Below are 25,372 nucleotides of genomic sequence, written 5' to 3'. Positions count from 1 at the left end.
AAATAAAACCAATACCTTCTAGAAATGAGCAATATCAAAAAATTTGAACAAATAGTGACAGATGAAGTATTTGTGAAAATTATACAATAGAAAGGGGTGAAACGATGCTAGTCACATTAATAACCTTCATCTCCATATTTTTATTGCTGTATCTGACAGAAAAAAGGCGTTTCCTCAACGCGGTAGCTCTTGGTTTAATAGGGATATATATAATCAGAGCGATCATTATACACTATCCTTTATTACTGCCAAATGATCAGGGCATCATTTCAGAAATGGGAATTTTTATTATGCTAGGAAGCTTTCCTAGTATCATGTTTATTTTATCTATAGCCATGTTTTTCAATAGTAAGGTTTTGTTAGAGAAGGAAGGACGTAAAGTACGGAATTTAATGTTAGCTATTTTGGGGCTAAGTTTTGTTATTATGATGATATGGTATGTATTCGTCATTTTTATTCAGATTGAAAATGTGCTTTGGCATATTCTTTTCTTCTATGCGTTTTTAATTTTTGGCTATACAATGTTTTTATACACAAGTGTCCTAGCATATGCTGTATTGTATCATTTCACACCTATTCGCTATGAACCAAATTATATAATAGCCCTAGGATCAGGATTAATTGGCGATAGAGTTCCACCACTTTTAGCAAGTCGCTTAAATGAAGCGGTAAAGCAATACAAAAAGTACGGGGAAAGACCATTTATCATTGTCTCAGGTGGTCAAGGGACTGATGAAAAAGTATCAGAGGCTAGGGCTATGAAAACCTATTTATTAGATGTCCATGATATTCCTGCGAATAAAATTCTAATGGAAGATCAGTCGACCAATACAGAAGAAAATATGATTTTTACGAAAAACATAATGGATCAACATGCTCAAGGCGAAAAATACCGTTCCATATTTGTGACAAATAATTTTCACGTATTTCGCGCAAGTCTCTATGCAAAAAAAGCAAAACTAGATGCAGAAGGGGTTGGCTCAAAAACAGCCTTCTACTATGTCCCTAATGCATTTACAAGAGAATTTATAGGCTTATTAGAAATGAATAAATGGGCCCATATTACAGTTTTTTTAATCATTGCGCTATTTATAGGCTTACTGTTGCGAGCATATGTGTAACCAAAATTCAACTGTCTTCCATATAATAGTGGCAAGGCAGTTTTTTACATAATGTGCAAGGGAGGAAAACAATGTACGAGCAAATTTTAGCTAAGCGCAATAAGGAACGCATTCATTCCCTACAAGAAATCATACAAACGAAAAATACATGGTTTGCTCAACATATAAAATTACTAACATTCACTGAAGTTAACTTAACAGCCTTGCAAAAAATACTGTATCAAATAGTGCGAGGGTTATTAAAAGATCAGCAACAGCGACATTTGCAAATTGTCCATTCAGATCAAATTCAATCTGTGCAGGACAATGTATTAACGCTGTTAGCAGAGTATGATGATGTGTTGCGTGATGCTATTCCACAACCAATCTATATACTCATTTGGCAAATTTCATCCCTCGAAAGATTAACAAGCAGAATAGAAGTGGTAGATGATGTACTTGATGTAGTTGAATGGTATTTCTGCCATCAGGATAATCAAGTCAAGATTTTAGATGAAGAAGACTTAGATCATGAGGTAATGATTGATCTATATAAAGAGGCGGTTGAGGATCAGGACACGGATGCACAATATCAGCTAGGGGAGTATTACAATGCTAAGGAAGGGAATTGTTTTCAACCTGAAAAATCACTAAAATGGTTCGAATTAGCCGCAGCCCAAGGAAATGCAGATGCGCAATACGTGCTAGGGAATTTTTATTTTGAGGGAGTCGGTGTTGAGGAGAATTATACTCAGGCTTTTTCTTTATATGAAAAGGCTGCTTTACAGGGGCATGCCGATGCTGCCAATAATTTAGCGGATATGTACTTTAATGGAGAGGGTGTGCCGCAGGATTTTACTCTAGCAAGAAAATGGTTTGATTTTGCAGCTAGTAAGAATGTGGCGGAGGCTATGTTTACGCTAGGAATTATGTATGAGCAAGGATTAGGAGTCAAAAAAGATACGAATGCAGCTTTTAATGCGTATAAAAAGTCTGCCGAAACAGGATATGTGGACGCACAGTATCGTCTAGGCGGTATATATCTAGAGGGGCGTCTTGATCAAGCAAAAGATATAAATCGAGGTTTATTTTGGTATGAAAGAGCAGCAGAGCAATTTCATATCGATGCCTTTTATGATCTAGGATTTATTTGGAGTAAAGGCTTAACAGGCATTCGAAATATTGAAAAGGGCATTCATTGGTTTAAACAGGCTGCTCTGCAAGGCGATGCAGATGCGAAGCTACAGCTTGGTCATATATATAATAAAGGTGTGGGAGTGGCCAGAAATCTGAAGGAGGCTATTAAGTGGTATGGACTTGCAGCAGATGCTGGCATAGAAGAAGCCGCAAAATTAGTAGAGGAACTTAAGGAATTGTAAATTTTATATTAAAATTTAATGGTTCATTAAGATTATTTATATGGTCTAAGTTAATAATCCTTTTGTATTGTATGAGGGTTTATTTATGAGTATTTATAATTATTTAGAATAAGGGTATAAAATATTAATATAGTGAAATTTAATGATAATCAATTGAAAAATAGAAAAAAGATAAAAAAAATAAGCATAATCAAACAAACAAATGAAACAAAAGGCTACCAATAATATTGTGGTAGCTTTTTTTTGGTGAAATTCAGACAATGTAGTAGTAAGGACTTTATATATATGTTATGTAAAATTATGGTATAAATAAAATTGACAGTAATTTTTAAAATGTTTAAGGTAAATGAGTAATTTTGAAATGAAATCATACATAAATAAATCGACTGTAGTCAATGTATAGAGAAAATCTGTTAGTTGAGTGCAATTCACCTTTTATTCATGATAGAACAATGTGTGGCTGCTTTTGGAGGAAGCAGTGTGACAAATGAAATAGTTGAAGCAAATGGGAACATAGTAATATGGTCAGCCTATTAATCGGTATTTTTTGTTGTATCAATCAATATGCTAAAAGGTATTTATTGTTTCTCAGCCTGATAAAGTAAACGGAACGAAAGAGGGAAGATAAGTGATTTTTCAAAAACAGAGTAAGACGAAGGCGTTGGATTTACAGCAATATACGGTGAAAATGGAGCTGTCTAATCGCCAATTAATGGTGAAGCAAATTGAAATGCTAAATGTAACGAAGCAAGACTTACAATATTTAAAAGCATTCCAGCCGTATGTTATGGACAATGTTGATCACATCGTAAACCGTTTTTACAATATGATCGGTACCGAACAACATTTGGTAAATATTATTAGTCATCATAGTTCTGTAGAAAAGCTTAAAATAACGTTACGGCAGCACATTATTGAAATGTTTAACGGAACGATTGATGAGGAATTTTACCAAAGGCGTGTGAAAATTGCAAAGGTGCACGTACATATTGGGCTTAGAACACAATGGTATATTTGCGCGTTCCAAGATTTATCTCTCTCATTTATAGACTTGGTTGAACAGCATATCGATCATCCGCGAGATCAGTTTAATACAATAAGGGCCATTTCTAAAATTTGTAATTTCGAGCAGCAACTTGTTTTAGAGGCATATGAAAATACAGTTGAACAGCATAAAGAAAACATGGAACTAGAAAAAGAAGCAATTGAACGACAAATTGTACACTCCTCTGAATTGCTTGCGACCATTTCACAGGAAACCAATAATTCATTTTGCAGACTAAGCGAGCAGTCTGGGGAAATTGAACAATTGGCAAAGAGATCGCTAGAAGTGTCTACGCTGGCTGAAAACCAAGCACTGGATGGACGTGAATGTTTAAAGAAACAATCACTAAATATGCATAATATTATTCAATCTCTTCATGATATAGAAGAAAATATTGAACAATTATCTGATATGTCGAAGGAAATGGAAACGATTATGAGTGTCGTTACCAATATTGCCAATCAGACCAATTTGTTGGCCTTAAATGCTGCTATTGAAGCAGCCCGTGCCGGAGAAGCAGGGAAGGGATTTAGTGTAGTAGCTGATGAAGTACGTAAATTATCCATTCAAACAAAGGAATCTGTCACCGCTGTTGCATTATTGTTGCAAAAAACGAGTGAACGCACCGGGAAATTAGAGCAATCTCTCATTCATATCCAAGATGAGGTGGCATCTGGTGAGGATAATATGTTACACACGGAAGGACAATTTACAAATATAGTAGGGGCAATGACAGAAGCAAAAGATCAAAATGATTGCATGGCGACGAAAATACAAGCAATCGCAGGTATATTAAGTGGGTTGGGTAGTTCTTTTACTGAAGTAACGAACTCAGCAGAAAAATTAGCTAGCTTTGCCCAAAATTTAAAAAGCTAGATCACTAGTAGCTATATTAAACACTATAGTACTCATTATAATGTGTGTTTAGAAGCATATTCTTGGAGCTAGAGTTATCTCACAGTTGAGATAGCTCTATTTTTGCTAAATTTGTAAAGGGTTTAACGTAATTTTCAATGAAAATAAGTTTATACTGTAGACAGAACTAAAAATAGGGGCGGTTTACTATGAAAACAGTTGTTGTATTAGGTGGCGGTATTACTGGTTTATGCACAATGCATTATCTGCAACGCCAAGTGAAGGAAAAAAATTTAGATGTTCAGCTAGTGCTCGTAGAAAAAAATACATATTTAGGTGGCAAACTATATTCGGCCTATGAACAAGGTTTTATTATGGAAACTGGTGCTGATTCAATCGTAGCTCGCCATAAAGGTGTAATGGAGCTAGTGCAGGAGCTAGACTTTGAAGATCATCTCGTTTACAACGAAACAGGTATATCCTATATTTATACAAATAACGAGCTGCACGCCATTCCAGCGGATTCTACTTTCGGTATACCTATGAGTGTGGCATCACTTGAGGAAAGCACACTTATCTCTGACCAGGCCAAACAAGAAGCTTTAAAAGATTTAACTTTACCCAATGCAGGTTTTACAAAAGAAAGCTCAATAGGGGAATTTTTAACTTATTATCTTGGCGAAGAGCTTGTGGAAAATCAAATTGCACCTGTTTTAGCAGGTGTCTATTCTGGTGATTTACACCAACTTTCTATTGCCTCCACTTTACCGTATTTAATTGACTATAAAAATGACTATGGAAGTATCATAAAAGGTTTTGATGCGAATCGTGAGCAATTTGTTAAAGCTGCTAATAAAAAATTTATTTCATTTCAAAATGGATTATCCTCTTTAATTGAGCGATTAGAACAGACATTAACAGAGGTAGACATCATTAAAGGGGTAGCCACAAATCATGTCCAAAAAACGGGGAACAAGTATTCGATTTCATTAGCGAATGGTCAATACATTGAGGCAGATTATGTTGTTCTAGCGCTACCGAATGAAGCGGTTCAAAGTATATTACAGGACGACTCCTTAACACATTATTTTGATCAGTTTACTACAGCATCAGCCATTACTATTTATCTAGGCTTTGATGTGCCTGATGCAAACTTACCTGCGGATGGAACAGGCTATATTGTATCGCATAATTCTGATGTCACTTGTAATGCAGCAACTTGGACGAGTCGCAAGTGGAAGCATACATCGAAAAACAATCAACTACTTGTTCGCCTATTCTATAAGAGTATTAATCCGGCGTATGAGCAGTTACGTAAAATGACTGACGACGAATTGGCAGCCGTCGCTTTAGAAGATGTTCGGAAAAGCCTAGGAATTGATGAAAAGCCAACCGTTGTGAATGTCACAAAGTGGATTGATCAAATGCCTAAATATGACTTAGCTCACCGGGAAGCGCTACAAGGCTTACTACTAGAGCTGAATGAAAACTATCCGAATTTATCGATAGCGGGTTGCTCTTATTTTGGAGTAGGTATTGGTGCTTGCATTCAAAATGGGAAAAAAATTGGTGAAGAGCTTGCAGAAGAACTATCCAATTTCTAAGTTTTTAAGCAAATAATTTCTTTGTTATGTGAAATAGTCTTGACTCATTCGTCTGTAAACGATATGATTCTTTTAATTATTTAAAAAATTCATACTTAATAATTCTTATCAAGAGAAGCAGAGGGACTGGCCCATTGAAGCTTCAGCAACCAACTTTTTGTCAGGTGCTAAATCCAGAAGACCGTTGAGTCGAAGATGAGAAGGAACAATAATGATGAGTCGTTAAAGCCTTCTTTTTATATAAAAGAAGGCTTTTTATTATACAGAAATAGAGGAAGAGAGGCTAGTTTTATGGGATTGCTTGAAAAATTAAAAACGCATGTATTGACGGCAGACGGTGCAATAGGCACAGTGTTGTATGGCTATGGATTGGAGTATTGTCATGAGGAAATGAATGTTCAGAGACCTGAATTAATTGAAAAGATTCATAGAGAATATATCGCAGCGGGTGCTGATATTATTCAAACGAATACGTACGGTGCCAATGCCATTAAATTAGCTCGCTATGGACTAGAATCAAGTGTCAAACAATTTAATGAAGCAGCTATTACTATTGCTAAGCGAGCAGCAGCGGATGGCGGTCAATTTGTTTTAGGAACAATTGGTGGAATTCGTGGCATTCGTAAAAGCGATGCAACATTAGATGACATATTAGCGACCGTTGAAGAGCAGGCAAGTGTGTTACTTGCAGGAAATCCTGATGGCCTTTTACTCGAAACTTATTATGATTTTGAAGAATTAACAGCAACATTAAACGTGCTACGCGCCAAAACTAATATACCGATAATTGCTCAAGTATCTATGCATGAGCCTGGTGTTTTACAAAATGGTATGTCTTTAAATAATGCGCTACATGAGTTAGAGATTCTTGGTGCAGATATTGTTGGTGTCAATTGCCGTCTAGGTCCATATCATACGATTCAAGCGTTTGAGGCTGTAGAACTTCCGGCAAAGGCATTTATGTCAGCCTATCCAAATGCTTCGCTATTAGATTTAGAGGACGGGCGTGTTGTTTATGAGTCGGAGGCTGATTATTTTGGTCGCGCTGCTGTTGAACTGCGTGATCAGGGTGTTCGCTTAATTGGGGGTTGTTGTGGTACGACACCAAAGCATATTGCAGCCGCAAAGAAGTATTTAGAAGAGCTATCACCAGTTAGTGAAAAGCATGCGAAGCCTAAAAAGATTGAAATTGTTCGTGATGCCGAGCCAGCTAAATTTGAACCACTTCATGAAAAAGTAAAGCGTGAACGCTCGGTCATCGTAGAGTTGGATACACCTAGACACTTAGAAATAGATGGATTTCTTGAAGGGGCCAAACAACTATATGAGGCAGGTGCCGATGTAGTGATGATGGCAGACAATTCATTGGCATCCCCACGTATTAGCAATATTGCAATGGGGGCGTTATTGAAAAGTACTAATGGCGTGCGCCCCCTTACACATATTACCTGTCGAGATCGTAATTTAATTGGTCTTCAATCACATTTAATGGGGTTAAATGCCTTAGGAATTCATGATGTGCTAGCTGTTACGGGTGACCCAACGAAGGTTGGAGATTTCCCTGGTGCCACTAGCGTATATGATGTCTCCTCGATGGAGCTTATCCAATTAATTAAACAATTAAATGAAGGGGTTTCTTTCTCAGGGAAACCACTACGGAAAAAGGCTAACTTCTCTGTGGCTGCTGCATTTAACCCTAATGTTCGTGTTTTAGATCGTGCTGTGGCACGCTTAGAAAAAAAGATTGAGCATGGAGCAGACTATTTCATTTCACAGCCTGTTTATACAAAGGAAAAAATTATAGAAATATATGAAGCAACGAAGCATTTACAAGCACCGATTTATATTGGCATTATGCCCGTTACGAGTTATAAAAGTGCAGAGTTTTTACATCATGAGGTGCCAGGCATAAAATTATCTGAAGATGCTTTATCAAGGATGAAAGCATGTGGTGAAGATAAGGAACGCGCTACACTTGAGGGGATTGCAATTGCCAAGGAATTAGTAGAAGTGGCTGCGCAATATTTCCAAGGTATTTACCTTATTACACCATTTTTACGCTACGATGTGACATTAGAATTAATGAAATATATAGAGCAATTGGATGAACAGAAAAAAGGGGTAAGTATAAATGGCTAAGCACATGATTGAAGAACAACTTGATAAAAGAATATTAATTCTAGATGGCGCAATGGGAACCATGCTGCAAAATGAAAACTTATCAGCAGATGATTTTGGTGGAGAGGACCTAGATGGCTGTAATGAAAATTTAGTGCTTACTAGACCTGATGTCATTGAGAAAATTCATCATAAGTACTTAGAGGCAGGGGCAGATATTATTTGTACAAATACATTTGGTGGAACACCTCTTGTATTAAATGAATATAATCTAGGTGCAAAAGCGGAAGAAATTAATAAACGTGCAGTTGAAATTGCCCGTCAAGCAGTTGACAATTATACGACTTCCGACTGGCCCCGCTTTGTTGCAGGCGCAATGGGTCCAACAACGAAGACGTTGTCAGTTACAGGCGGCATTACATTTGATGAATTAGAAGAAAATTTCTTTGTGCAGGCAAAGGCATTGATTGAAGCAGGGGCAGATGTGCTATTGCTAGAGACAAGTCAGGATATGTTAAATGTGAAAGCAGGTACCCTTGGGGTAACTCGTGCTTTCGAGGTAACTGGTAAAGAATTACCTGTGATGATTTCTGGAACAATTGAGCCTATGGGGACTACTCTTGCAGGGCAAACCATTGATGCCTTTTATATTTCCATCGAGCATATTCAACCATTATCGGTGGGCTTAAACTGTGCGACGGGACCTGAATTTATGACGGATCATATTCGCTCATTAGCAGAGCTGTCAACGGGGTATATTAGCTGTTATCCAAATGCAGGCTTACCTGATGAAGAAGGATGTTATCATGAGTCTCCAGAATCTTTATCGCAAAAATTAAAAGGATTTGCAGAAAAGGGTTGGCTCAATATTGTGGGTGGATGCTGTGGTACAACTCCTGCACATATTGCGGCTATACGTGAAATTTTAAAAGATGAAAAGCCTCGTCAGCTACCAGAAAAAACGCATGGTCACGCAGTATCAGGTATCGAGCCACTTCTATACGATGATTCTATGCGTCCGTTATTTATTGGGGAAAGAACAAATGTTATTGGTTCTCGTAAATTCAAAAACTTAATTATTGATGGGAAATTTGAGGAAGCAGCAGAGATCGCAAGGGCGCAAGTGAAAAATGGCGCACATGTCATAGATATTTGCTTGGCGAACCCAGATCGTGATGAATTAGCAGATATCCGTGGCTTTATGCAGGAGGTCGTGAAAAAAGTTAAGGTTCCACTTGTTATTGATTCCACAGACGAAAAGGTTATTGAAGAGGCACTCAAGTTTTCGCAAGGGAAGGCCATCATTAACTCTATTAATCTAGAAGATGGTGAAGAACGGTTTGATGCCGTATTGCCATTAGTGAAAAAGTACGGTGCCTCGTTAGTTGTGGGAACAATCGATGAAACAGGGATGGCAGTCGATCGTCATCGGAAGCTTGAAATTGCTGAACGTTCCTATCAATTACTCACAGAAAAATGGGGAATGCAACCTGAAGATATCATTTTTGACCCATTAATGTTCCCAGTAGGAACGGGAGATGAGCAATATATTGGCTCAGCACTAGAAACAATTGAAGGAATTCGTCTCATTAAAGAAAAAATGCCCCGTGCATTAACGGTGCTTGGAGTTAGTAATATTTCGTTTGGCTTACCACCGGTTGGACGCGAGGTTCTCAATGCTGTATATCTTTATCATTGTACACAGGCTGGTTTAGATTATGCCATTGTCAATACTGAAAAGCTAGAACGGTATGCCTCAATTCCAGAAGCGGAAATTAAACTAGCCAATGACTTGTTATTTAATACAAATGATGAAACATTAGCCGTATTTACCGATTTTTATCGTGATAAAAAGAAGGAAAAGACTGAAGCAGATATTCCGAAAACTGTAGAAGGTCGCTTAGCCTACTATATATTGGAGGGGACCAAAGAAGGACTTATTGCTGATTTAGAGGCTGCCCGAGAAATATTTGAGTCACCTCTTGATATTATAAATGGGCCTTTAATGAATGGGATGGCTGAGGTTGGTCGTTTATTTAATGATAACCAATTGATCGTAGCAGAGGTTTTACAATCTGCTGGAGTGATGAAGGCTGCTGTTGCCCATTTAGAGCAATACATGGAGAAGAATGAGGAGAGTGCAGGCAAGGGGAAAATGGTGCTTGCTACTGTAAAAGGTGATGTGCACGATATTGGAAAAAACCTTGTTGATATTATTTTAAGTAACAATGGCTTTAAGGTTGTAGATTTAGGTATTAAGGTGACGCCTGCTCAATTAATAGAAGCTATTCGCAAGGAAAAGCCAGATTTCATTGGGTTATCAGGTCTATTAGTTAAATCAGCACAGCAGATGGTCACTACCGCCCAAGATTTCAAAGAGGCAGGAATTGATGTACCAATTTTAGTAGGTGGAGCTGCACTTTCCCGGCGTTTTACGGAAACAAAAATTGCTGATGAATATGGTGGTCCTGTTATTTACGCAAAGGATGCGATGCAGGGATTAGAGCAGGCCAATTTATTAATGGGTGCGGGGACACGTGAAAATTTCTTAGCAGAAATAGCGGAATCTCGCCAAAAACGTTTAGAGGCAGATGAAAAACGAGCAGCTCGTCCTGTCAAAGAGATTACAATAAAACCTGCTCGTACAGTAAAGGAAGCACCCGTATTTTTACCGGCTGATTTGCGTCGTCATGTAAAGAAAGAATATGCTGTTTCACATTTATATCCATATGTGAATATGCGGACATTGCTTGGGCACCATCTGGGGTTAAAAGGGCAAGTTCAACCATTACTAGATGCTGGCGATCCTAGAGCAACAGAGCTTAAAGATTTAGTGGATGATTATTTAAAAAGTGATCTTTTAAAGCCTTCAGGTTTATATCAATTTTTCCCTGCCCAAGCAGATGGAGATGATGTAATTATTTATGATCCAGCAGATAACAAAACAGAAATTGAACGTTTTACTTTCCCACGTCAGCAGGTCGAACCTTTTTTATGCCTGGCTGATTTCTTAAGAACGGTAGAAAGTGGAGAAATGGATTATGTTGCACTTATGGTAGTGACAGCAGGGCAAGGAGTTATGGCAAAAGCTCGTCAACTAAAAGAAGATGGTAAATTTCTTGAAAGTCATGCCTTGCAGTCGACGGCACTAGAATTAGCAGAGGGCTTTGCTGAACGCATGCATCAAGAAATTCGTGATCAATGGGGTTTCCCAGACGTGACAGACTTCACGATGCGCGATCGTTTTGCGGCTAAGTATCAGGGGCAACGTTTTTCATTTGGTTATCCAGCATGCCCAAACTTAGAGGATCAAGAAAAATTGTTTGGCTTATTAAAGCCTGAGGATATTGGTGTTCATTTAACGGAAGGCTTTATGATGGAGCCAGAAGCATCTGTATCGGCGATTGTTTTTGCTCATCCTGATGCTCGATACTTCAATGTATAAGGCGTAAAATATGAGGATATAGATAGTGGATGGATTGCCTATCTATATCTTCTTTTCTTGCTATTGAAGGTAAGGATAATTTCGGAAGGACGTGAGGAAAATGATTCGATTGATGGAAGAAAAAGATATACCTGAGGTGTTAGAAATTTATAATGATATTATTTTAACGAGCAAAGCAGTCTATCGATATGAAATTCAATCTTTAGATGAAAAAAAGAAATGGTTTAGCGACCAGCAAGCATTAGGAAATCCGTTGTTTGTATATGACGATAATGGGATGGTCGCTGGCTTTGCAACTTATAGTCAATTCCGTCCTTATCCGGGTTATAAATATACAATGGAGCACTCCGTTTATGTACATAAGGACCACTATCAAAAAGGTATTGCAACGAATCTTATGCTTAAGCTAATAGAGAAAGCGAAGGAACAAGGGGTAAAGACATTGGTTGCTGGTATAGATGGAGAAAATATTGGTAGTATTAAAGCACATGAGAAACTAGGCTTTGAATATGCAGGAACCATTAAAAATGCAGGCTATAAATTTGAACAATGGCTAGATCTTGTGTTCTATCAACTGCATCTGACTGGACCCAATTCATAAAAGGATATGACAAATGTCATATCCTTTTTGTGATGTTTGCGTCTGTTGCTGACTTATACTCTTGTTTTATGATGAGATCATAAGGAAAAGGAAACGAGGGAGTAAAAGATGGCAACAATTAAAGAAAAAACAAAAAAATTACGCCAAGATGTAGCGCCTTTTGCTAAATCAGATATGCGTAAAAGTGTTTTTCAAATGATCAATACCATTGTACCGTTATTTGCTTTGTGGGTGGCAGGTTACTTGTTAGTTGATGTTTCACCTTGGCTAACAGCTGGTTTAAGCGTTATTTCAGCTGGTTTTGTCGTAAGAACTTTTATTATCTTTCATGATTGTACACACGGGTCATTTTTCAAAAGTAAAAAGGCAAACGACTGGGTTGGATTTTTTACTGGAGTGTTAACGTCATTCCCATATGAAAAATGGAAGCGTGAGCATACAATTCACCATGCAACAAGCTCAAACTTAGACAAGCGTGGTATCGGTGATATTGATATGATGACTGTGGAAGAATATATGCAATCCTCAAAGGGTCAACGATTATGGTATCGCTTCTATCGTAATCCATTTGTAATGTTTGGTTTAGGACCTTTATATATGGTACTTGTTTTAAATCGTTTTAATCGTAAGGATGCAAAGCAAAAGGAACGTACCAACACAATGTTAACGAATATTGCCATTGCCGGAGTTTGTGCCGCTTTAATCTTCTTTATGGGCTGGCAAGCATTTTTATTAGTCCAAGGTGTGACACTATTTATTGCGGGTGCTTTAGGAATTTGGTTATTTTATATTCAGCACACATATGAAGATTCTTACTTTGAACATGATTCAGAGTGGGATTATGTGAAAGCTGCAGTAGAAGGTAGCTCATATTACAAATTGCCGAAAATTTTACAATGGGTTACAGGGAATATCGGTTTCCATCATGTCCATCACTTGGCTCCTCGTGTACCTAACTATAATCTTGAAAAGGCTCATAATGAAACGCCGCCATTACACACGGCGACAACGATTACTTTACGAACTAGTTTAGAATCATTGCGTTATAAGCTATATGATGAAGAGCAAAGTAAATTTGTAACGTTTAAAGAAGTCGAATTAATTATAAAACGGAAAGCAAAAGGCAGTATTGCCGCTTAGTTAAAACAGCCATCTCAATTAGAGAGATGGCTGTTTTAAATATAGCCGAGAAAATAAGCATGTACGGGCAAAAAAATAATTTTCTTGTTATAATAAGGGAAAAGTAGGAAAGAGCGTGAGATTATGTTGAGAAAATGGCATAGTATTATTCCGAATAGTCCTATGCTCAGTATATATTTATGGATTATTTTTTGCTTTCTACCGTTTTTCTTCATTTTTAGAAAATCATCTTATATAGAAATCTCTATAGGCATTACGTTTTTAATGCTATATTTTATTTTCTATCGATTTTCCATGAATTCGAAAAGCGGACTAGTATATATGTGGATCAGCTTTGAAATGGTTATTAATATTGTCATGACGATTTTATATGGTTATGTTTATCTTTCCATTTTTACAGCCTTTTTTATTGGAAATATACGAAGACCAGTTGGTTTCTATATTATGTACGGTCTACATATTGGCTTTACAGTCATATCTACAGGTGCCGGCTTTTTTGTTGAGCTTCAATTATTTTTATCACAATTACCTTTTGTCGTGTTAACTATTTTAGCTGTTGTTCTACTACCGCTAACGATCTATTCCAAAAATAAACGCGAAAACTTAGAAGGGCAGTTAGAAACGGCCAATGAGCGTATTGCAGAGTTAATTGTTTTTGAAGAACGACAACGTATTGCACGTGATTTACATGATACACTGGGGCAAAAATTGTCTATGATCGGTTTGAAAAGTGATTTAGCATCAAGGTTAATTGATCGTGATCCACAGCAAGCTTTAGTTGAAATTAAGGATATACGCCAAACTGCCAGTATCGCCTTAAAAGAGGTTCGTGAATTAGTTTCAGACATGCGTACAGCAAAATTTGAAGATGAGCTCATGCGTATTTCTCAAATATTAAAGGCAGCAGAAATGGAATTTGTCTTTGAAGGCGATAAAAATGCCTTGCAAGTGCCACCGCTTGTAGAAAATGTTTTGTCTATGTGCTTAAAAGAGGCTGTTAATAATGTTGTGAAACATAGTGGTGCAACAAAATGCGAAATAGCTTTCCATCAAAATTTTAAAGAAGTTTACTTAGTAGTTCGTGATAATGGACAAGGCATTACGAAAAAACAAGCATGGAAAACTGGGAACGGATTAAAAGGAATGCGTGAGCGATTAGAGTTTATCAACGGTTCGTTCAAAATTGAAAGTGTGGACGGCACGACATTATCAGTAACCATTCCAGTGGCTATTACGCATCAAAGTGTGAAAGAAAATCTGAAGAACATATAGAAAAGAGGCTTGTGACATGATACGAATTGTGATTGCTGAAGATCAGGGGATGCTATTAGGCGCTCTTCGCTCTTTACTTAGTATGGAGGAGGATATGGAGGTCGTTGGCTTAGCAAAAAATGGTGAGGAAGCATTGATGCTTGTTAAAGAGCACCAGCCTGATATTTGTGTTATGGATATTGAAATGCCAGTTAAAACTGGCCTTGATGCAGCAGAAGAAATGCATGGCTCTGGCTTGGATTGTAAAGTCATTATTTTAACTACATTTGCTAGACCAGGTTATTTCGAGCGTGCTAGAAAAGCTAGTGTAAGGGGATATTTATTAAAGGATAGCCCTATTGAGGAATTAGTTTCTGCAATCCGGACTATTATGGATGGTAAACGAATTTATGCCCCTGAGCTCGTTGATTTTGTGTATGAGGATGATAGTGAAAATCCATTAACTGAGCGAGAAAGTCAGGTGCTGACTCTTGTGGCAGAGGGCAAAACAACGAAGGAAATTGCCGCAGAGCTATTTTTATCTGCTGGAACTGTTCGTAATTATATTTCAACGATTTTAGAAAAATTAAACGTAGGCAATCGTATTGAAGCCATTGCACGCTTTAAAGAAAAAGGATGGAATAAATAAGAAAAGAACCTTATCGCATGGTAGCGGCAAGGTTCTTTTCTGTTTTACTTATTGCGTTTTGTTAAGCGTCCAAGAACGAATGCACCTGCAGCTACAGCAAGAACTGTATTCGTCTTTTTCGTAAACACTTGTTTTGTGACAAGGTTAAGGTTTTGAGGGCGTTCAGCTAGGCGACGCATAAAGTAACCGTACCAATCTTCGCCGAATGGAACGTACACACAGAAGTTATAGCCTTCTTTAGCTAGCTCTTTTTGCATATCTGTACGGAATCCATAAAGCATTTGGAATTCGAATTTATCAAGTGGAATATTATGATCAGCTACAAAGCGTTTAACGTGAGCAATAATATTATGGTCATGTGTAGCAATGGACGTAAATTTACCATGTAGTAAATGATATTCAATTAACTCAATAAAGTTTAAATCGATATCCAATTTATCTTGATAAGCAACTTCAACAGGCTCTTTATACGCTCCTTTTACGATACGTAAACGGTAGTCCTTGAATTTTTCGATATCGTCTTTTGCACGGTAAAAGTAAGATTGAATCACAGTTCCAACATTATTAAATGTTTTAGACAATTCTTCTACCATATCAAAAGATGTTTGAAGACGCCCAAAGTCCTCCATGTCGAAGTTAACAAATATATCATAAGCAGCCGCTTTTTCAACAATTTCATACAGATTGTCATAGCAGAAATCTACATCAATATCTAAACCTAATTGAGAAGGCTTTAATGAAATATGTGCTTTTACATCATTTTCATGAATAGCTTCTACCACAGAGAGAATTTTATCTTTTGCAGCAGTTGCTTCTTCTTTACTTGAAACAAATTCACCAAGGTTATCTACTGTACATGAGATATTATGTGCATTCAGTTCTTTGATGCTTGCAATTGTTTCTTCAATATTTGTACCAGCTACTACACTTTGTGCTCCTAATTTTAGGCCATATTTCTTTGCAGCACTATTCAATAGTTGGTTTTCAGATAGCTGGATGAAAAAATCGCGTAATAACATGGTCATTCTCCTAACTGCATTTTCTTTTTAGTATATCATAAATTATTAAAACTATATTAAATCTGCTTAACAATTATTTCAATTCAAGTATTTGCATACGCTCATTAAAAAGTGCAGGATAACTTAAAAAACCAATCATGATACTTGATAATGTCGCCGTTGTTAGGAGAGCGAAGATGATCAAAAGTTGAAATTGTACAGCCTGAATGGGGTCGGCACCACCAATGATTTGGCCGCTCATCATACCTGGTAGCTGTACTAAGCCAATTGTTTTTTGGCTTTCAATCGTGGGAATCATACTCGCCTTTACGGCATTGATAAGTTGTCGATGAACAGCTTGTTTGGGTGTGCCTCCAAGTGACAAAATTAATTCCATTTGATCTTTATGGCTAGTAATTTCAGCCGTAAATCGGTTTAAAAATAAAATGGATAACACCATTGAATTACCAATTAACATACCACTAATTGGAATAATATACTGAGCGGTCGCTGGCACAATGTTAAAGCCAAGTAAGACTCCTTGTGTAATGATTTCTATCATCACAAGTGTCAGTGCTATTTTCCAGGTGATCCCTTTAATACCTTCTCCTTTTTTTCGAGCATTAAATGTAGCGACTAGTATCATTAACGCAACCATAAGAAAAATATATACATAACTATTTGCATCAAAGACAAATTTTAGTATATAGCCAACAGCGAGCAATTGAACGATAGACCGAAGGGTTGCAATAAGCGTATCTTTTTCAAGTCCTAATTTTAATGTTTTGGATAGCAGTAGAGGGATGCACACGAAAATTAATGTTAGTGATAAGGACGTATAAGTCATATGTTAGCCCCCTGTACAAATTCTGCTACGCGTGGGTTAGTCGGTGCTTTAAGTAAAGCGCTCTTGCCAGTTTCTATTAGCTCCCCATTCATCATGACCCATGTATAGTGTCCGATCGTTAATGCTTGTTGCAAATTATGAGTAATCCAAATCATCGTCACATTATATTTTTTATTAATAGTGGCGATGAGCTTTTCAATTTCCTTTACAGATTGGCGATCCAGTGCAGAAGTTATTTCATCTAATAATAAGATAGAGGATTGATTAATAAGTGTTCTTGCTATAGAAACCTTTTGACGCTGTCCTCCTGATAAATCATTTGTGGATTGGTGTAAGAAGCTTTCATCTAAGCCAACATCCTCTAAATATTGAATGGCCTCCTGTTGAGAGAGTTTTTTTTCCTGCAATGTCCGGGGGAGTGCGAGGTTTTCCTTTACAGTGCCAGCAATCATAGGAGCAGCTTGTAGGGCGATACCAACATGTCTTCGTAATGCTGAGGGCTCATAATTTGAGATGGGCTCATTATCAATGAGTATATGTCCGTTTGTCGGTGAAAGAAGGCCATTACATAATTTAAGCAGGGTTGTTTTACCTGCACCAGAAGGGCCGACGAGAGTGGTAATTTGACCTTTTGGAAACGACCCAGTAATTGACTTTAATATCATTTTGTCATTTACTGAGAATTGAACTTGTTGAAAGTGAATGGCAGGCTCGTATAGAGTATTCATGTAGTGAAACTCCTTTGCTATAGTCAGTAAAATAACTGTAGCATGAAATGAAGTAAAGATGCAGTTTAAATATAAGATTTTAGAAATGAAGGGATAATAGGGAATGGAGATATTGTATTTCGATACGTTAACGTTTGCACAAGGTGCTATGTACATCGTAGCCACAACTGATGGACTTGCCTATATTGGGACGCCTAATGCATCATTTGATGAGGTTAAGGAGTGGGCAAAAAAGCCTTTTAAAGGTTATAGCTTTGAGAAAAATGAAGAAAAATTGCAACCATATAAGGAACAATTAACAGCCTATTTTAACAAGGAATTGACAGACTTTGATGTACCTATCCATGTGAAGGGGACACCTTTTCAATTAGCTGTGTGGGACGCCCTAAAAGAATTACCCTATGGTTCAACAACATCGTATGGAAGCATCGCAGAACGTATTGGGAACCCCAAAGCAGTTAGGGCTGTAGGTAGTGCTATTGGTGCGAATCCAATATTAGCTATTATTCCATGCCATCGTGTCATTGGCAAAAATGGTCAATTAACAGGCTTTCGTAGTGGACTAGATGTAAAACAATTTTTATTAGAACTAGAGAAAGATTAATACGTTCATTAGCCATTAGTTCAAAAAGGAAATCTGTCTGCTACTTTATTAATAGCAGAGCAGATTTTTCTTCTGTCTATATGTGCTGTTCTTCTTGTTGTACAGTGTTTTGTGTTTTACCGAAATGTGTTAAACGATGGGCAAAGGTTTCTCCTCGAACCGCAGAGCTTTTGAAAATATCTTGGAATTCGTAGGCAGGCGCTCCGTGTTCCATGACATCTAAACCAGCAATTTCCTCTTCCACCGTTACACGTAAAGGTACAAAAGCTTTAATGATAAATATACCGGCTGCTACAGATACACTAACCCAGGCTATTGTAGCGATCACACCGATAGCTTGAATGCCTAGCAAACTCAAACCCCCACCATAAAATAAGCCTTGCCCGTTACTATCAAATAATCCAACGGCTAATGTCCCCCACACACCGCAAATACCGTGTACAGCAATTGCACCAACTGGATCATCTACTTTTAGCTTCCACTCAATGAATCGCACACCTTCAACAAGTAATGGAGCGGCGATAAGGCCAATTAAAATAGAGCCGATAATGCTGACATTTGCTGCACCTGCTGTAATTCCTACTAGTCCTGCTAGTGCACCATTTAATGTGAGGGAGCCGTCAATATGTCCATAACGGAACTTCGTATAGAAGGAGGTTGCTACGACACCAGCGGCCGCTGCAAAAAATGTATTTGCGATGACATTCGGAACAAGTTCAGGATCGGCAGCTAAAGTGGATGCGCCATTAAAGCCAAACCAACCAAACCAAAGTAAAAATACGCCTAATGCTCCTAATGGAATACTATGACCTGTAATAACATTTACTCGACCATTTTCATATTTACCTAGTCGTGGTCCAACCATAACTGCGGCGATAAAGGCAGCTACAGCTCCCGTTAAGTGAACGACTGTTGAGCCAGCAAAATCCACAAAGCCTAAATCAGTCAACCAACCTTGGCCACTCCAAACCCAATGGCCTACAACAGGATAAACGACTAATGACATAAGTATAATGACTCCGATATAAGCAAAAATATTAGTACGCTCTGCCACAGCACCAGATAAAATAGTTGCTCCTGTTGCAGCAAACATTGTTTGGAAAATAAAGAATGAAAGATCATCAACTCCGTTTAAAGCAAAACCACTTATGCCGAAAATACCACCTACACTGTCACCAAACATAATTGCGTAGCCACATAAAAAATAGACAATTCCCCCTAGGGAAATAGTTAGAAAATTTTTCATGATGATGTTTACAGCATTTTTTGAACGTGTAAACCCTGCCTCTACCATAGCGAATCCAGCATGCATAAAAAATACTAAAATTGTGCCTAACATCACCCAAATTAAATTAACAGATAACAATAGTTCATCCATCTATATCGCCCCCTTTATTCTACTGCAATCGATCCGACTTCTTTTGTTCGGATACGAATTGCTTGTTCTACTGGATAAATGAAAATTTTTCCATCACCAACCTTGCCAGTTGCTGCTTCGCGCAATAGTATTTCTACAATGCCATCCACTTTACTATCATCTACAATCATTTCTAATTTCAATTTAGGTAAAAACTCAATTTCATAAGTATTACCACGAAATAAACCAGTCCTCCCTAATTGACGGCCACAACCTGCGATTTCAGAAACGCTTAGTCCTGCAATCCCTTGTTGTGCCAGACCGTCCCGAACGGCTCCAAAAACCTCAGGACGAATGATGACTTCGATTTTTTTCATCTGTACCAGCTCCTTGCGTAATTTTAATTTACATGTTAAATCGCCTGAAACAGTAGTGCAATTACTTTTTTAAAATTCGTGTTAGGTTTTATTACACGAATTATTTTTATTCTCGAAATAGTTGCTATAAAAAGGTTTTAGAATGGGAATGAAAGCGGTACTAAAATTTGTGTCTAAAATATGAACAGTTCTAAATTTTCTGACTATTAGTGTTAGAAAACCTTACATTAGGGAGTGTGAATGTCATACGCAAGAATTTGGGTATATAGTGTATACTAGGACTAATTATCAAAGCGGAAGAAGGGGTTTCTTGTGAGATCAAACTATGCAGATGATAGCTTAGCGCTACACACAGACTTATATCAAATCAATATGGCCGAATCCTATTGGGCTGATGGGATACATAATAAAAAAGCAGTTTTTGAGTTGTATTTTAGAAAATTACCATTTGGCAATGGTTATGCAATATTTGCTGGCCTAGAGCGAATGCTGGATTATTTACGGAATTTCCGTTTTAGTGAATCTGATATTGCGTATTTACGTGATGAAGTTGGTTATAAAGAGGATTTTATTGAGTATTTAAAAGATATTCGATTCACAGGGGATATGTATTCGATGGTAGAGGGAGAGCTTGTTTTTGCCAATGAACCGATTGTTCGAATAGAAGCTCCATTAGTGGAGGCTCAGCTTATAGAAACAGCATTATTGAACATCGTTAATTATCAAACATTAATAGCGACGAAGGCTAGTCGTATTAAACAAATCATTAAAAATGAAGTAGCCATGGAATTTGGTACACGACGCGCACAAGAAATGGATGCAGCTATTTGGGGTACACGTGCAGCCTTTATAGGTGGTTTTGCTTCCACTAGTAATGTAAGAGCAGGTAAACTGTTTAACATCCCAGTGTCTGGTACACATGCACATGCGTTGGTACAGGCCTATAAAAATGATTATGATGCTTTCCATTCTTATGCAAAACGTCATAGCGACTGTGTTTTTCTTGTAGATACGTATAATACTTTGAAATCAGGTGTTCCAACGGCTATAAAAGTAGCTAAAGAATTAGGAGACAAAATTAATTTTATTGGTATTCGTTTGGATAGTGGAGACATTGCGTTTTTATCAAAAGAGGCTCGTCGCATGCTAGATGCTGCAGGTTTCCATGATACAAAAATCATTGTTTCAAATGATTTGGATGAATACACGATCTTAAATTTAAAAGCTCAAGGGGCAAAAGTAGATGTGTGGGGAATCGGTACAAAGCTTATTACAGCTTATGATCAGCCTGCATTAGGTGCTGTTTACAAAATGGTTGCCATTGAAAACAGCGATGGTCAACTGGAGGATACCATTAAAATATCAGCGAATGCTGAAAAAGTATCAACGCCAGGTCTCAAAAATGTATATCGTATTATCGATAAAAAGAATGGCAAGGCAGAGGGAGATTATATTGCGATGCAAGATGAAAACCCTCAGGGGGAGGAACGTATTAAAATGTTCCACCCAATTCACACGTTTGTCTCTAAGTTTGTCACGAATTTCGAAGCGAAAAATTTACATCAGCATGTGATTCATAATGGAGAAATCAACTATCATAACCCAACGCTTGAGGAAATGCGTGATTATGCAGCCGGAAATTTAGAGCTGCTTTGGGATGAATACAAACGTGCGATGAATCCTGAAGAGTATCCCGTCGATTTAAGTCAAAAATGCTGGGATAATAAAATGCGCAATATTGAGGAAGTTCATAACATGGTTAAGCAAATGTAAAAAGGGAGTGATGGAAACAATGACTTTACAGCAACAAATCATTGAAGAATTACGTGTACAACCAACTATCGATGCCCACGAGGAAATACGTAAATCCATTGATTTCTTAAAGGAATATGCGAAACATTATAGTTTTGTAAAAGGATTTGTTCTTGGTATCTCTGGTGGTCAGGATTCAACATTAACAGGAAAGCTAGCGCAACTAGCTGTTGACGAGCTAAATAAAGAAGCTGGTGAAATGAAGTATTCATTTTGGGCGATTCGCTTACCATATGGAGTGCAAGCAGATGAGCAAGATTGTCAGGACGCTATCGACTATATTAAGCCGACGGGATCTTATACAGTTAATATAAAAGATGCTGTCGATGCGAGTGTGAGGGCCCTAGCAAATGCAGGTGTTCAGCTGAATGATTTTGTCAAAGGGAACGAAAAAGCACGGGAGCGTATGAAAGTGCAATATTCGATTGCTGCAATGAATGGAGCAGTCGTATTAGGAACGGATCATGCAGCCGAGGCCATCACAGGTTTTTATACTAAATTTGGTGATGGAGGAGCTGACTTAATGCCAATCTTTCGTTTGAATAAACGACAAGGGAAGCAGTTATTGGCAGAGCTCAAATGTCCTGAACATCTTTATATGAAGGTGCCAACAGCAGATTTGGAGGAAAATCGCCCATCTTTGCCAGATGAAGTGGCTCTTGGGGTGTCCTATGATCAAATTGATGATTATTTAGAGGGGAAGGAAATCCCAGAAGAACCTCGCCAACTACTGGAAGGATATTATTTGCGTTCGCAACATAAACGCCATATGCCTATTACAATATTTGATGTTTTTTGGAAGTAAAATAAGGGAAAAGAGTTGTAAAAGTGAATCTCACTTTTGAAAATAGCTCTTTTCTCTCTTTTTTTATGCAATTTGGTTCTATGTTGTTAAATATCATCATATAATGTCGATATAATTACCTATAAGGATTATAAAATGTAAGGGAGGGTAACTAAATATGAGGACTTCTAGAGTAAATGCAACGACAAGTAGTGTTTTTCGTCAGGAAAATCAATATTTACATGCAGGTGATATTAGCCATAATTTTGGGCAAAATCCACAAAATCTATTTAAAAATAGTTTGCAAAGAAATAAAGAGAAAAAGCGCAGTTCAATAAATGCGCCAAATCAGCAGAAACAGCATCAACATACAGTGCCTATCCATATGGATAGTACGAATGATTTGCAAATACGTCATGAATTAAATGAAACTGCGTTAAAGCTTAGTCGTTTAAGCAGACAAAAGAAGCGACTTAATAGTTACCGTTCTTCCATATAAAGACCAGACTCTCCACAGCCAAACATGTGGGGAGTTTTTTTGTGTATTTGAATGAAAAAGAAGTGCTAAATTCAAATTATTTGAAATGAAGATGTTCATTGAATGTTCAAGATAATTTTTCCAATTCTTCACCGCGATTTTTTACTAATTTCACAACTAATCTGTATTGTTGAATATGGCAACAGAAAACTAAATTTGGAGGGAATAGTTGTGAAAAAATTATGGTTACCAGCATTAATAGTATTATTTGTACTAGCAGCATGTACTAGCGAAAAACCTCAGGTAAAGGAGAAGGAATCAGAGCAAGGCGCTACTGAAATAGAAACGAAGGTAATGGATGATTCTGTACAAGTTGCTTCACTTGTAGATTCGCGGTTACAAGAGCCGAAGGAGGATACAGTTTGTGAAATGTGTAATATGAAGGTTTACATGAAGGATCATGAAATGGGCGTATTTTCAGCGCAAGCGATAAAAGAAGATGGGACTATTGCTTTTTATGACGATATTGGCTGTTTGTTAAATGCAGAGGTTGCTAATGAAGAGAACAATGCAAAATTTGTCCGTGATTTTGTGACGAAGGAGTGGGCGAAGGTCGAAGATGTAACAATTGTGAAAACAGAGCTGAAATCTCCGATGAACTGGGGCTATATTTACTTCGTGAACAAAGCGGAAGCAGATACATACATCCAAGAAAATTCGAATGCTTATATGGAGGAACTACAAAAAATTAAAGATGACGCATTGGAACGACGTAAGAAAATGATGGAAAAAAAGGCTGAGGGAGAGAATGGAGATTCTAGTTCTATGCATTCAAGTGATATGAATCATGGGCAAGAGGGACATGGTCATTAAAAGCTTAGACTAGGGGAACTTTCCTCTAGTCTTTTCATGCTGAATAAGGAGGGACAGTAATGAAACGAATAGGTTGGTTCATATTGTTTTTTCTATGGACATGTCAAACAGCAAATGCAGAGTTTGATCTTCAATTTGCTATTGATCAAGCGAGACCTGGAGAGATTGTTCATATTCCTGCCGGTCGTTACCAAGGAAATTTTACCGTAAAGAAATCGATTACACTCCAAGGAGAAAAAGGGGTTGAACTTTATTCTCAAAATACTAAACCTGCATTAAAAATAGACCATACGGCTAATGTCTCTATCGAAGATATAATGATTTCTGCCAAAAACAAAGGGATTGTTGTTAATGAAGTGGAGAATTTAAAAGTGAAAGCTATTGAAATAAAGGATGTACAAGTGGGTATCCATATTCAACGTTCTAAGCATATTCAATTATTAGAAAATAAGATTGTTGGTAATCAGTTACATTATGCTGAAAAAGGCAATGGGATTGCTGTGTTTAAAAGTGAGGACATTGCTATTGAACATAATGCAATTGATCTTGTGCAAGATGGGATATATGTAGAAGAAGTGAGACATATCAATGTGCGACAAAACGAAGTGACAAACAGTCGTTATGGAACGCATTTTATGTATTCAAGTGATGTGAAGGTGCTTTTTAATTCATATTTACATAATGTGACAGGTCTTATGGTAATGATGACTACGGACTTAGAAATAGCGAGCAATACATTTAGTAACCATAATGATTTCAATAGCTATGGCCTTTTAATGTATGACACACAACAGGCGAAGGTAAGAAAAAATAGCATTCGAAATAATCGGGTAGGTGTAGCAATGCAAAAATGTTCAGTCATACAAATACAAGAAAATGGGTTTCAGATGAATCAGACTGCCTTAGAAGGAACAAAGGTAGATAATCACTCTATCATCAATGATAATCAGTTTACTGGAAATATATTAACGGCAAGATCGGACCAACAAGGCTTGCGATTAGTTCGTAATTTTTATGATGATTACCGAGGGTTAGATGTTGCGGGAGATGGTTTCGGAGATGTTCCCTACGTGGCTGTGTCAAGCTTTGGTCAATGGATGGTGAGACAACCGGTTTATCAATTTTTTGTGGCATCACCGAGTGTTATGATTCTGACATCATTTGATCAGGAAGTGAATAAAACAGAACAAAATTTGCTTGTAGATAACGAACCAAGATTAATCAGCCATACGAAAGAGAAGTCGTTTTCGATCAACATCTTACAATTTATTTTTGGTTTAGTTGTATCTATGAGTGGATTTTGGCTGTGGAAAAGAGGGGTGTAAGT

General features: G+C 37.4%; 21 protein-coding genes and 1 riboswitch. Of the genes, 16 read left to right on the top strand and 5 right to left on the bottom strand.

Annotated features, from left to right (window positions below; translation table 11 throughout):
- Positions 1–104 precede the first annotated feature (104 nt).
- The 10 genes from MKY80_RS20470 (at position 105) to MKY80_RS20425 (ending at position 15,187) form a co-directional block, all read left to right on the top strand.
- Positions 105–1,121: a YdcF family protein gene (locus tag MKY80_RS20470; RefSeq protein WP_342530966.1), complete on the top strand. Its 1,017-nt coding sequence runs from the start codon at positions 105–107 to the stop codon at positions 1,119–1,121.
- Positions 1,122–1,192: 71 nt separating this feature from the next.
- Positions 1,193–2,479, top strand: a complete 1,287-nt coding sequence (locus MKY80_RS20465) for a tetratricopeptide repeat protein (protein ID WP_008176896.1) — start codon at positions 1,193–1,195, stop codon at positions 2,477–2,479.
- Positions 2,480–3,107: 628 nt separating this feature from the next.
- Positions 3,108–4,400, top strand: coding sequence for a globin-coupled sensor protein (locus tag MKY80_RS20460; protein WP_008176893.1), 1,293 nt, complete (start codon positions 3,108–3,110; stop codon positions 4,398–4,400).
- A 188-nt stretch (positions 4,401–4,588) separates the two neighbouring features.
- A complete protein-coding gene (locus MKY80_RS20455; protein WP_107922849.1) occupies positions 4,589–5,983 on the top strand; it encodes a protoporphyrinogen oxidase in 1,395 nt (464 codons plus the stop codon).
- A gap of 102 nt (positions 5,984–6,085) precedes the next feature.
- Positions 6,086–6,185, top strand: a riboswitch (SAM riboswitch).
- Between the two features lie 89 nt (positions 6,186–6,274).
- Complete coding sequence (locus MKY80_RS20450) at positions 6,275–8,122, top strand: bifunctional homocysteine S-methyltransferase/methylenetetrahydrofolate reductase (protein ID WP_090003209.1); 1,848 nt, start codon at positions 6,275–6,277, stop codon at positions 8,120–8,122.
- Complete coding sequence (gene metH, locus MKY80_RS20445; RefSeq protein ID WP_342530961.1) at positions 8,115–11,546, top strand: methionine synthase; 3,432 nt, start codon at positions 8,115–8,117, stop codon at positions 11,544–11,546. Before MKY80_RS20450 ends, metH begins: the two co-directional genes overlap by 8 nt.
- A gap of 100 nt (positions 11,547–11,646) precedes the next feature.
- A complete protein-coding gene (locus MKY80_RS20440) occupies positions 11,647–12,147 on the top strand; it encodes a GNAT family N-acetyltransferase (protein ID WP_107922846.1) in 501 nt (166 codons plus the stop codon).
- Between the two features lie 108 nt (positions 12,148–12,255).
- Entirely contained in the window at positions 12,256–13,287 is a 1,032-nt protein-coding gene (locus tag MKY80_RS20435; protein WP_342530957.1) for a fatty acid desaturase, read from the top strand.
- A 264-nt stretch (positions 13,288–13,551) separates the two neighbouring features.
- Positions 13,552–14,559, top strand: a complete 1,008-nt coding sequence (locus tag MKY80_RS20430; RefSeq protein ID WP_008173707.1) for a sensor histidine kinase — start codon at positions 13,552–13,554, stop codon at positions 14,557–14,559.
- Positions 14,560–14,575: 16 nt separating this feature from the next.
- The gene (locus tag MKY80_RS20425; protein ID WP_008173706.1) at positions 14,576–15,187 is read left to right on the top strand and encodes a response regulator transcription factor; all 612 of its coding nucleotides are present in this window, start codon (positions 14,576–14,578) and stop codon (positions 15,185–15,187) included.
- 44 nt (positions 15,188–15,231) lie between these two features.
- On the opposite strand, the gene MKY80_RS20420 is transcribed toward MKY80_RS20425, so the two are convergent.
- The 3 genes from MKY80_RS20420 to MKY80_RS20410 form a co-directional block, all read right to left on the bottom strand.
- Positions 15,232–16,206, bottom strand: coding sequence for a proline dehydrogenase family protein (locus tag MKY80_RS20420; protein WP_008173705.1), 975 nt, complete (start codon positions 16,204–16,206; stop codon positions 15,232–15,234).
- Positions 16,207–16,279: 73 nt separating this feature from the next.
- A complete protein-coding gene (gene fetB, locus MKY80_RS20415) occupies positions 16,280–17,032 on the bottom strand; it encodes an iron export ABC transporter permease subunit FetB (RefSeq protein WP_089987286.1) in 753 nt (250 codons plus the stop codon).
- Positions 17,029–17,760 (bottom strand): phosphate ABC transporter ATP-binding protein, encoded by a 732-nt coding sequence (locus MKY80_RS20410; protein WP_171366094.1) that lies wholly within the window; start codon positions 17,758–17,760, stop codon positions 17,029–17,031. Before MKY80_RS20410 ends, fetB begins: the two co-directional genes overlap by 4 nt.
- A 103-nt stretch (positions 17,761–17,863) precedes the next feature.
- On the opposite strand from MKY80_RS20410, the gene MKY80_RS20405 reads away from it, so the two are divergent.
- The gene (locus MKY80_RS20405) at positions 17,864–18,364 is read left to right on the top strand and encodes a methylated-DNA--[protein]-cysteine S-methyltransferase (protein WP_008173702.1); all 501 of its coding nucleotides are present in this window, start codon (positions 17,864–17,866) and stop codon (positions 18,362–18,364) included.
- Between the two features lie 76 nt (positions 18,365–18,440).
- On the opposite strand, the gene MKY80_RS20400 is transcribed toward MKY80_RS20405, so the two are convergent.
- Both MKY80_RS20400 and MKY80_RS20395 read right to left on the bottom strand, forming a co-directional pair.
- A complete protein-coding gene (locus MKY80_RS20400; protein WP_342530951.1) occupies positions 18,441–19,742 on the bottom strand; it encodes an ammonium transporter in 1,302 nt (433 codons plus the stop codon).
- Between the two features lie 14 nt (positions 19,743–19,756).
- A complete protein-coding gene (locus MKY80_RS20395; RefSeq protein WP_012291989.1) occupies positions 19,757–20,098 on the bottom strand; it encodes a P-II family nitrogen regulator in 342 nt (113 codons plus the stop codon).
- Positions 20,099–20,410: 312 nt separating this feature from the next.
- Here MKY80_RS20395 and MKY80_RS20390 point away from each other — a divergent pair, with 312 nt between their 5' ends.
- The 5 genes from MKY80_RS20390 (at position 20,411) to MKY80_RS20370 (ending at position 25,370) form a co-directional block, all read left to right on the top strand.
- Positions 20,411–21,871: a nicotinate phosphoribosyltransferase gene (locus tag MKY80_RS20390; protein ID WP_008173699.1), complete on the top strand. Its 1,461-nt coding sequence runs from the start codon at positions 20,411–20,413 to the stop codon at positions 21,869–21,871.
- Positions 21,872–21,890: 19 nt separating this feature from the next.
- Positions 21,891–22,715 carry an ammonia-dependent NAD(+) synthetase gene (gene nadE / locus MKY80_RS20385; protein WP_008173697.1) on the top strand — a complete coding sequence of 275 codons (825 nt, stop codon included), beginning with the start codon at positions 21,891–21,893 and terminating at the stop codon, positions 22,713–22,715.
- A 157-nt stretch (positions 22,716–22,872) separates the two neighbouring features.
- On the top strand, positions 22,873–23,193 hold the full coding sequence (locus MKY80_RS20380; RefSeq protein ID WP_089987290.1) for an NAD synthetase: 321 nt from the start codon (positions 22,873–22,875) through the stop codon (positions 23,191–23,193).
- 210 nt (positions 23,194–23,403) lie between these two features.
- Positions 23,404–24,045 (top strand): hypothetical protein, encoded by a 642-nt coding sequence (locus MKY80_RS20375; protein ID WP_090003212.1) that lies wholly within the window; start codon positions 23,404–23,406, stop codon positions 24,043–24,045.
- Between the two features lie 59 nt (positions 24,046–24,104).
- Positions 24,105–25,370 (top strand): NosD domain-containing protein, encoded by a 1,266-nt coding sequence (locus MKY80_RS20370; RefSeq protein WP_342530943.1) that lies wholly within the window; start codon positions 24,105–24,107, stop codon positions 25,368–25,370.
- The last annotated feature ends 2 nt before the right edge of the window (positions 25,371–25,372 follow it).

Source organism: Lysinibacillus sp. FSL R5-0849, from assembly GCF_038595075.1.
GTDB classification, from domain to species: Bacteria; Bacillota; Bacilli; order Bacillales_A; family Planococcaceae; genus Lysinibacillus; species Lysinibacillus fusiformis.
Note: the sequence above shows the minus strand (reverse complement) of the source record. Positions and strands in the feature narration are given on the sequence as shown.

Coding starts and splice junctions, on each gene's coding strand:
- MKY80_RS20405 (WP_008173702.1), top strand. CDS start 17,864: ATGGAGATATTGTATTTCGATACGTTAACGTTTGCACAAGGTGCTATG.
- MKY80_RS20440 (WP_107922846.1), top strand. CDS start 11,647: ATGATTCGATTGATGGAAGAAAAAGATATACCTGAGGTGTTAGAAATT.
- MKY80_RS20430 (WP_008173707.1), top strand. CDS start 13,552: ATGCTATATTTTATTTTCTATCGATTTTCCATGAATTCGAAAAGCGGA.
- MKY80_RS20425 (WP_008173706.1), top strand. CDS start 14,576: ATGATACGAATTGTGATTGCTGAAGATCAGGGGATGCTATTAGGCGCT.
- MKY80_RS20470 (WP_342530966.1), top strand. CDS start 105: ATGCTAGTCACATTAATAACCTTCATCTCCATATTTTTATTGCTGTAT.
- MKY80_RS20465 (WP_008176896.1), top strand. CDS start 1,193: ATGTACGAGCAAATTTTAGCTAAGCGCAATAAGGAACGCATTCATTCC.
- MKY80_RS20395 (WP_012291989.1), bottom strand. CDS start 20,098: ATGAAAAAAATCGAAGTCATCATTCGTCCTGAGGTTTTTGGAGCCGTT.
- MKY80_RS20455 (WP_107922849.1), top strand. CDS start 4,589: ATGAAAACAGTTGTTGTATTAGGTGGCGGTATTACTGGTTTATGCACA.
- MKY80_RS20380 (WP_089987290.1), top strand. CDS start 22,873: ATGAGGACTTCTAGAGTAAATGCAACGACAAGTAGTGTTTTTCGTCAG.
- MKY80_RS20420 (WP_008173705.1), bottom strand. CDS start 16,206: ATGTTATTACGCGATTTTTTCATCCAGCTATCTGAAAACCAACTATTG.
- metH (WP_342530961.1), top strand. CDS start 8,115: ATGGCTAAGCACATGATTGAAGAACAACTTGATAAAAGAATATTAATT.
- MKY80_RS20450 (WP_090003209.1), top strand. CDS start 6,275: ATGGGATTGCTTGAAAAATTAAAAACGCATGTATTGACGGCAGACGGT.
- fetB (WP_089987286.1), bottom strand. CDS start 17,032: ATGACTTATACGTCCTTATCACTAACATTAATTTTCGTGTGCATCCCT.
- nadE (WP_008173697.1), top strand. CDS start 21,891: ATGACTTTACAGCAACAAATCATTGAAGAATTACGTGTACAACCAACT.
- MKY80_RS20410 (WP_171366094.1), bottom strand. CDS start 17,760: ATGAATACTCTATACGAGCCTGCCATTCACTTTCAACAAGTTCAATTC.
- MKY80_RS20370 (WP_342530943.1), top strand. CDS start 24,105: ATGAAACGAATAGGTTGGTTCATATTGTTTTTTCTATGGACATGTCAA.
- MKY80_RS20400 (WP_342530951.1), bottom strand. CDS start 19,742: ATGGATGAACTATTGTTATCTGTTAATTTAATTTGGGTGATGTTAGGC.
- MKY80_RS20435 (WP_342530957.1), top strand. CDS start 12,256: ATGGCAACAATTAAAGAAAAAACAAAAAAATTACGCCAAGATGTAGCG.